We start from the raw sequence: 597 nt of genomic DNA, 5'->3' as shown, positions 1-597 counted from the left end.
GTACTTGTCCTGCATGTCGCGGCCGGTGTCGCGCATGGTCTTGATGACCTTGTCCAGCGAGACCTTGTGCTTGCCGTCGCCACGCATGGCCATGCGTGCGGCATTGATGGCCTTCACCGAGCCCATCGCGTTGCGCTCGATGCAGGGAATCTGCACCAGCCCGCCGATGGGGTCGCAGGTCAGGCCCAGGTTGTGTTCCATGCCGATTTCCGCGGCGTTCTCGATCTGCCCCGGGTTGCCGCCCAGCGCGGCCATCAGGCCACCGGCCGCCATCGAACAGGCCACGCCCACTTCGCCCTGGCAGCCGACTTCGGCGCCGCTGATCGAAGCGTTTTCCTTGTAGAGGATGCCAATTGCCGCGGCAGTGAGCAGGAAATTGAACACGCCCTGTTCGTTGCTGCCCGGGCAGAAACGGTCGTAGTAATGCAGTACCGAGGGAATGATGCCAGCCGCGCCATTGGTCGGCGCGGTGACCACGCGGCCACCGGCGGCGTTTTCTTCATTGACCGCCAATGCGTAGAGGTTGACCCAGTCCAGCGTGGTCAGCGGATCGCGCATCGCCGCCTCGGGGCGCGAAGAAAGCTCGCGGTACAGCGT

1 protein-coding gene is annotated in these 597 nt (G+C 64.5%); it reads right to left on the bottom strand.

The window, feature by feature from the left end; translation table 11 throughout:
* The coding region (locus ACVOLO_RS18035; RefSeq protein WP_481571700.1) for an L-serine ammonia-lyase at positions 1 to 597 on the bottom strand (597 nt) is incomplete at both ends.

The sequence above is a fragment of the Stenotrophomonas sp. STEN056 genome (genome assembly GCF_056759635.1).
This window is presented reverse-complemented; position numbering and strand designations above follow the sequence as displayed.